Source organism: Mesorhizobium sp. M7A.F.Ca.MR.362.00.0.0 (assembly GCF_004023175.1).
In the GTDB taxonomy this organism is placed as follows: domain Bacteria; phylum Pseudomonadota; class Alphaproteobacteria; order Rhizobiales; family Rhizobiaceae; genus Mesorhizobium.
This window is the reverse complement of the sequence record NZ_RZTF01000432.1, coordinates 1-5,207: the sequence shown is the minus strand read 5'-3', so window position 1 is coordinate 5,207 and position 5,207 is coordinate 1. Positions and strand designations below refer to the sequence as shown.

At 61.8% G+C, this 5,207-nt stretch carries 6 protein-coding genes; 4 read left to right on the top strand and 2 right to left on the bottom strand.

From position 1 onward, the window contains the following. Positions 1–105: 105 nt before the first annotated feature. Entirely contained in the window at positions 106–879 is a 774-nt protein-coding gene (locus EOC06_RS32205; RefSeq protein ID WP_023812117.1) for an NAD kinase, read from the bottom strand. A gap of 290 nt (positions 880–1,169) precedes the next feature. On the opposite strand from EOC06_RS32205, the gene EOC06_RS40395 reads away from it, so the two are divergent. Together EOC06_RS40395 and EOC06_RS32200 are read left to right on the top strand one after the other, a co-directional pair. After that, positions 1,170–1,334, top strand: a complete 165-nt coding sequence (locus EOC06_RS40395; RefSeq protein ID WP_164748845.1) for a hypothetical protein — start codon at positions 1,170–1,172, stop codon at positions 1,332–1,334. Between the two features lie 273 nt (positions 1,335–1,607). Continuing rightward, positions 1,608–2,579, top strand: a complete 972-nt coding sequence (locus EOC06_RS32200) for an NAD-dependent epimerase/dehydratase family protein (RefSeq protein ID WP_128309689.1) — start codon at positions 1,608–1,610, stop codon at positions 2,577–2,579. A gap of 117 nt (positions 2,580–2,696) precedes the next feature. Here EOC06_RS32200 and EOC06_RS32195 read toward each other — a convergent pair whose 3' ends face one another. Next, a complete protein-coding gene (locus tag EOC06_RS32195; RefSeq protein WP_128309688.1) occupies positions 2,697–2,879 on the bottom strand; it encodes a hypothetical protein in 183 nt (60 codons plus the stop codon). 67 nt (positions 2,880–2,946) lie between these two features. Here EOC06_RS32195 and EOC06_RS32190 point away from each other — a divergent pair, with 67 nt between their 5' ends. Both EOC06_RS32190 and EOC06_RS32185 read left to right on the top strand, forming a co-directional pair. After that, entirely contained in the window at positions 2,947–3,981 is a 1,035-nt protein-coding gene (locus EOC06_RS32190) for an extracellular solute-binding protein (RefSeq protein ID WP_128309687.1), read from the top strand. Positions 3,982–4,068: 87 nt separating this feature from the next. Then, the coding region (locus EOC06_RS32185; protein WP_164898852.1) for an amidase at positions 4,069–5,207 on the top strand (1,139 nt) is incomplete at its 3' end.

The following is a 5,207-nucleotide window of genomic DNA, read 5'->3' as shown; positions in this document are numbered from 1 at the left end:
GGAGCAAGCCCTCGATTTGTCAACAGAAACGGGCAGCAATGGCACGATTGTGAAGTTGTAACCTTAATCGGGATGCTTAATCGAGCTGTCGGTCGCAGCGCCGGCTCAATAGCGGAACTGTTCGGCGAGAATACGCTCGTTCCAGGAATGATTGGGATCGAACAGCAACGTTGCTGTCGCCGTTGGTGATTCTCGCACCGTCACCGAGGTCACGGCCTTGACCTCGGTATGGTCGGCGGCGGCGTTTACCGGCCGCTTTTCCGGCTCGCGGATGTCGAAGCGGACGGTCGCCTTGTTGGAGAGCAGCGCGCCGCGCCAGCGGCGCGGGCGAAACGGGCTGACCGGGGTCAGCGCCAGCAGCGGCGCGTCGAGCGGCAGGATCGGTCCATGCGCCGAAAGATTGTAGGCGGTGGACCCGGCCGGGGTTGCGATCATGACGCCGTCGCAGTTCAGTTCCTCAAGCCGGACCTGTTCGTCGACGGTGATGCGGATCTTGGCCGTCTGGTACGACTGGCGCCACAGCGCCACCTCGTTGATCGCCAGTGCTGAAATCGTTTCGCCTTCCGAGGTCACGGCCAGCATCTCCAGCGGGCGGATCGTTTCGGCGACGGCGGCCTCGAGACGCTCGGTGAGGCCGCCGGAACGATATTCGTTCATTAGGAATCCGATGGTGCCACGGTTCATGCCGTAGACCTTCTTGCCGGTCCCCATCGTGTCGCGCAGGGTCTGCAGCAGGAAACCGTCACCCCCAAGCGCAACGACGATCCCGGCCTCCTCGACGGAAGACTGGCCATAGCGCGCCGACAGGCTTTCCAGCGCCGTCTTGGCGTCAGCGGTGTCGGACGAGACGAAGGCGATGCGGCTGGCGGCTTTGCTCATGGCTCCCCGATGACGACCGATTGGCAGCGGCCGGTTGCTGGGCCGCGCCAGCGCCGGGGTAGCATGGGCGGGGTACGTCTGCAAAGGGAGGTACCATCCCGGATGGCAACGCCATCCCGGATGATACGGCCATGCCGGTCGGCGGATGCGGGCATGCCGTTCGCGTATCATGTCAAAGGCTACGCGAATGTGATGGTTAAGACGGGCCTTAAAGTCTCGTAAAGCCGGATCGGTCATGTTAGCCGGCAGTGGATGGGTGGCGTGGGGGCTAGCCAGTCGAGGCCGACATATTGCCGGTAACACGCCTGATCATCGTCTTCCTGATGCTGGGAAGCTTCGCGCTGCTCTTTGCCGAACTGGTGCGCCAGTCCGAAGAGACGAGCTTCCGGCCGCAGCCCACGGCGTCGCGCTGTGGTGATGCAGCCGGGGCGCCATGCCCGCAAAGGGCGCTGTAGCCCTGAAATGTCCTGATCATCCTCGCGATGACGGGCAGCATCGGCGGTCGCTTCGATGCGCGACATTGCGCGGCAGTTTCTCTCCTTAAAAGCAGAGGCCGGTCGGCCGCCGCACGTTCCACTTGTGAAGGCTTGCTGTTTGCACTCGCGGCGCTTGGCGGTGTAAATGGGTGCATCGATTGGCGGAAAGGCTTTTGGGTAGCTCGCATCCGCTGTTGTTGGGAAACAAGCCCTGGGCTCGTTGACTGGCCGGTGTCTGGAGCGGGGTTTTCCATGTCACGCAGCGTGTTGATCTCTGGCGGCTGCGGTTTCCTGGGCTCGCATCTGGTCGACCGTCTGTTGCGGCGAAGCGATCTGGAAAAGCTGGTCGTCGTCGACAATCTTTGGACCGGGACGCGAGACAACATCGCGCATGTCGCCGATCCGCGTTTCGATCTGCAGATTGCCGACGCCGAAAGCTTTTCATCCCTTCAGCGCTTCGATGAGATCATCCATCTCGCGTCGCCGGCGTCGCCGCTTTGGTACATGCGCGAGCCGGTACGCACGATCAAGGCCAATATCGGCGGCGCGCTCAATCTCCTGACGCTGCTAAAGCCCGGCGGTCGCTTCTGCTTCGCCTCGACCTCGGAAGTCTACGGCGACCCCCTGGTTTCACCGCAACCCGAGAGTTACAGGGGATCGGTGGACTGCACCGGTCCCAGGGCTTCCTATGATGAAAGCAAGCGCTGCACAGAGGCATTGCTGTTCGAGCAGCAGCGGGTCGGCGGGCTCGACATTCGCGTCGTCAGGATCTTCAACACATATGGGCCGCGAACCCGTATCGACGATGGACGCGCTGTCTCGAATTTTGCCGTCCAGGCTCTGACAACCGGAGTTCTGACGGTTTATGGCGACGGCTCCCAATCGCGCAGTTGGGGTTATGTCGACGACACCGTCGAGGGGCTGGAACGTTACTTCTGGCGCGACGGCGTCTCGCATCGCGGTCCTCTGAACATTGGCAACGACCACGAGGTTTCGGTCCTGCGCATCGCGGAATTCGTAAGGTCGCTTGTCCCCGGCAGCCGCATCGAGCACCACCCTCCGGCTCCCCAGGATCCGACAAATCGGTGTCCGGACCTGACTTTGGCGAGGCATGTCCTTCCTGGCTGGGAAGCCAGGACGAGCTATCAGGAAGGCATCGGACGCACCTTCGATTGGTTCCGCCAGCGAATTGCGGCCGCGAGCATTTCGGCCTCAACGGCCTGACGCGTCCGGTATCGCGGCTAAACGTCTTTCTGCCTGCTCACTCAGTCACCATCTCATCGGGCGCATCGTCAATCGCAGAGCAATGGACGTGCCCGCGAAAAGATATTGACTGTATGTTTAGTCATAGTTACTCCTGAGGTCGAGAATTGAGTTGGACAGCCGGCGCCAGCCGGTGAATGGCCACCATGAAGAGGGGACTATCTCGACCGCGATGCGGCTTGCCGTTGCCGGCGCGCCGCATGCCGCGAGTGCGATGTCGACGGCCGCTCTCGTGCCGTCGATCGGCATTGTCGCGGTCATCTTTTCGTCAGCAGGAAACGGACCTGAGGCCGTAACGCCGCCGGTCCCAACAATGGGAGCATGCAGCATGAACTGGAAACTGACCGCGACGGCCATCGGCCTGTCGCTGCTGACTGTCACGGGCGTGGCCCGTGCCGACGGCGAGCTCAACATCTACAATTGGGGCAACTACACCAGCCCCGACCTGATCAAGAAGTTCGAGGAGACCTACAAGGTCAAGGTCACCGTCACCGACTATGACTCCAACGATACCGCCTTGGCCAAGGTCCGGCAGGGCGCTTCCGGCTATGACATCGTCGTGCCTTCGGCGAGCGTCGTGCCGGTCTGGATCAGCGAAGGTCTGCTCTTGGAGACCGATCCCAACAAGATGGAAAACTTCAAGAACGTCGATCCCAGGTGGGTCGATGTTCCATTCGATCCAGGCCGTAAATACACCGTTCCATGGCAGTGGGGCACGACCGGCATTTCGGTGAACAAGTCGGTCTATGCCGGCGATCCGAACACATCGGCGATCTTCCTCGACCCACCTCCCGAACTCGTCGGCAAGATCAATGTCGTACCCGAAATGGGTGACATCATGTTCCTCGCCATCGCTTACGAGGGTGGCAAATATTGCAGCAGCGACATGCAGATGCTGAAGAAGGTGCATGACAAGCTGGTGGAGGCGAAGGCGAAATGGCTTTCGCTCGACTATGCGGCCGTCGATGGCCTGGGCAGGGGCGACATCGCCGCGGGCGTCAACTGGAACGGCATATCGCTGCGCGAGCGGCTTGAGAACGACAAGATCGTCTATGGCTATCCCAAGGAAGGCTATCCGATCTGGATGGACAATGTCGCTGTCCTCAAGGACGCCAAGAATGCCGACAACGCCAAGCTGTTCCAGAACTTCATCATGGATCCGCAGAATGCGGCGCTGATCTCAGCCTTTGCGCGTTATTCGAACGGCATCAAGGGCTCGGAAGCCTTTATGCCCGACGACATGAAGACCGCACCGGAAGTCAACATTCCCGCCGAGTTCGCCGCCAAGGGCCAGTTCATGCTGGCCTGCCCGCCCGACGTGCAGGCGCTCTACACGAAGATCTGGACCGACCTGCAGAAATGACCTGACCCGGCTTTCCGCGCCGCCGCACGCGGCGCGGTCATCTCCCGTCCATGCCAAACGCGATGCGCAGATCGCAGGAGACTTCCCATGACCGATCTCGACCTTTGCTACATGCCGGCCAGCGAGGCGCTGCGGCTGTTCAAGACGAAGAAGCTTTCGCCCGTCGAACTGATGCAGGCCACCATCCGCCGCGCCGAGGCAACCAAGGCGACGATCAACTGCCTCACCTTCACGCATTTCGACGAGGCGATGGACCTGGCCAGGAAAGCCGAGGCGAAATACGCCAGCGGTGCCAAGACCGGGGCGCTCGAGGGGCTGCCGATCGGCATCAAGGACGAGAGCTACATCAAGGGCAAGCCGACCTCGCACGGCTCGCTGCTGTCCGGGGATGCCATCGGTGGCCATACCTCGACGATGAACGAGCGCATCATCAAGGCCGGAGGCATTGTCCATGCCCGCACAGCGACGCCTGAATTCAGCTGCGCCGGCTACACCTGGTCGAAACGCTGGGGTGTGACGCGCAATCCGTGGAACCCGGATTTCACGCCCGGCGGTTCGTCGGGTGGTTCCGCGGCGACGCTGGCGTCCGGCACGTCGTCGATCGCCACCGGTTCGGACATTGCCGGATCGATCCGCATTCCCGCGTCGGCCTGCGGTCTTGTCGGCTTCAAGCCGCCTTACGGGCGCAATCCGGACGAGCCGCCGTTCAATCTCGATTTCTACTGCCACACCGGACCGCTAGCGCGAAACGTTGGGGATGCGATCCTGCTGCAGAACGTCATGTCCGGACCGAGCCCGCTCGACATCGCCACGCTGCGCCCAAAACTGCGGCTGCCCAGCGACTACAAGCCGATCAAGGGCTGGAAGATTGCTTTCTCGATGGACCTTGGCTCTTTCGAAGTCGACCCGGACGTGCGCAAGAACACGCTTGCCGCCTGCGATGTGTTCCGCTCGCTCGGCGCCACGGTCGAGGAAGTCGATCTGGGCTGGGGCGACGAAGTGCTCAGGGCGGGCATGGCTTATCTCGAGCATCTGTTCGGCGCATCGCTGTCGCAGCTGCTCAAGAAGCACGGCAAGGACATGACGAGCTATGCCAGGCAGTTCGCCGAGGACGGGCAAAAGTCGAAGGCGACGGACTTTGTCGGAACACTCGACGTGGCGGCCAGGATGTACCAGACGCTGGGGCCGCTACTGGAGACCTACGATGTGCTGATCTGCCCGACCAA